Consider the following 2419-nt stretch of genomic DNA (forward strand, 5'->3'; position numbering starts at 1 on the left):
GGCTCGCTCCCACATCAGCTCCGTAGCGCGACGCGGATCCCTGTGGGAGCGAGCCTGCTCGCGAAGAGGCCAGTAGCTCCACCATCCATTCAGGGTTGAAACGCCCCGATAAAGATCGCCGGATCGACCCGCGCATCATTCAGGCTGATGTTCCAGTGCATGTGCGGCCCGGTTGCGCGGCCGGTTGCGCCGACCTTGCCGACCACGGTGCCGCGCGCCAATTGCTCGCCGACCTTCACGTCGATCTTCGACATGTGGCAGAACATGCTGATGAAGCCTTGGCCGTGGTCGACGAATACGGTGTTGCCATTGAAGAAATAGTTGCCGGTGAGGATCACCTTGCCGGCGGCCGGGGTCTTGATCGGCGTGCCGGCGGGCACGGCGAAGTCCAGGCCGGAATGAGGATTGCGCTCTTCGCCGTTGAAGAAGCGACGCACACCGAACTTGCTCGACAGCGGGCCGTTGACCGGTTTGTCCAGCAGCAGGTTGCTGGGAATGTTCGGGCTGAAGCTGCGGTAGGCCTTCAACTGCACCGCCAGCTCGGCCTCGATGCGCTTCAGATCCACCGGGTCCGGATTGACCTGACGCTTGTTTTTCAGGGTGATGTGCTGCTCGGGGTATTTCTTGTAGCCGACCACGAAGGGCTGGGTGGCGCCGCCGCTGCTGATTTGCTGGGTGCCGGGTTGGACGGTCAGCGGAATGCCGACAATCGCCAGCCAGTTCTGCTGTTCCTTGACCACCAGCACCGGTTTGCCCTGGTACGTGGCTTTTGGCGCCTGGGCCGCGCTGCCCAGATCCACCACGGCCACCCCGCCGGGCACCGGCTTGTTCAGCAGGCGAGTGATGTAGCTGTCAGCGTGGGCGTTGGCGGCCAGGCACAGCAAGAGCAGGGGAGCGAGAAATCGCGGCATGAATCAATCCAGTAGAGAAAGGGTGACCGGTGTCAGGTGATTATCTTCGACCCGCACCAGCAGTTCGCCTTCGCCGAGCCTGGCGGTCAGGCGCTGGCCGGTGCGGGTTTGCTCGGCGTTGCGGATCGCATGCCCGCGTTCGTCGAGCAGGATGCTGTAGCCACGGCCAAGGGTCGCCAGTGGGCTGACGATGTGCAGCGTCTGCATCTGGTTCTGCAACTGTACGCGGCGGGTTTTCAGACCTTCGCGCATGGCCCGGGGCAGGCGTTCGGCCAGGCTTTCGAGGCGCTGGCGCAACATGGCCAGCTGACGGCCCGGATGTTGCCCGGCCAGGCGGGTCTCCAGGCGAATCAGGCGTTCGCGGCGGGTATTGAGGCTGCGTTCGAAGGCCCGGCACATGCGCATGTCCAGGTCGTCGAGGCGCTGGGCTTGCTGGCGCAGGCGTTCGCCGGGGTGACGCAGGCGGCGAGTGAGGCCTTCGAGGCGCAACTGGTCGCGCATCAGGCGGTCGCGCATGCGCATCACCAGGCGCCGGTGCAGGCTTTCGACCCGGCGCACCAGGTCGCCGGCGTCCGGTGCCAGCAGTTCGGCGGCGGCGGACGGAGTCGGGGCGCGCACATCGGCGACGAAATCGCTGATGGAGACGTCGGTCTCATGGCCTACCGCACTGACAATGGGCGTGACGCAGGCGTCTACCGCACGGGCCACGGCTTCTTCGTTGAAGCACCACAGGTCTTCCAGCGAACCGCCGCCCCGGGCCAGGATCAGTGCATCGAAGCCACGGGCATCGGCCAGTTTCAGCGCGCGGACGATCTGTGCGGTGGCTTCACGGCCCTGCACGGCGGTAGGAATCAAGGTCAGAGAAATCTGCGGCGCGCGGCGACGGAACACGCTGATGATGTCGCGGATCACCGCGCCGGTGGGCGAACTGATGATGCCGATGCGTTGCGGATGGGCCGGCAGCGGCACCTTGCGCTCGGCACTGAACAGACCTTCGGCGCTGAGCTTTTCCTTCAGGGCGTCGAACGCCAGGCGCAGGGCGCCATCGCCGGCCGGCTCCACGGTGTCGAGGATCAGTTGATAGTCGCCACGGCCCTCGAACAGCGAGACCTTGCCGCGGACCTTCACCGCGAGTCCATCCTTCAAGGCCTGGCGCACCCGCGCGGCATTCTGCCGAAACAGCGCGCAACGCACCTGGGCGCCGCTGTCCTTGAGGGTGAAATACACATGGCCCGAGGCGGGGCGGGCGAGGTTGGAGATTTCGCCCTCGACCCAGATGTTGCTGAACACGTCTTCGAGCAACACCCGTGCGCGGCCGTTGAGCTGGCTGACAGTCAGGACCTCGCGGTCCAGGCCCAGTCGGGCAAAGGGATCTTTAATCATGGGCGGCATGATAAGGGGATTCGCTGGTGAATCTCCATGTGTGCAAGGCAATTAGACTGAGTCGTCTGTTTCGCGAGCAGGCTCGCTCCCACATTCTGGATTGCAGCGCTTCCCCTGTGGGAGCG

2 protein-coding genes are annotated in these 2419 nt (G+C 64.9%); both read right to left on the reverse strand.

Going from position 1 to position 2419, the window contains the following annotated elements; translation table 11 throughout:
- Nucleotides 1-89: 89 nt before the first annotated feature.
- Entirely contained in the window at nt 90-911 is an 822-nt protein-coding gene (locus ACE04F_RS07200) for a peptidoglycan DD-metalloendopeptidase family protein (RefSeq protein ID WP_486105594.1), read from the reverse strand.
- Between the two features lie 3 nt (nt 912-914).
- Nucleotides 915-2294, reverse strand: coding sequence for an exodeoxyribonuclease VII large subunit (xseA, locus tag ACE04F_RS07205; protein WP_486105595.1), 1380 nt, complete (start codon nt 2292-2294; stop codon nt 915-917).
- Nucleotides 2295-2419 lie beyond the last annotated feature (125 nt).

Source organism: Pseudomonas sp. AGC41 (assembly GCF_057334555.1).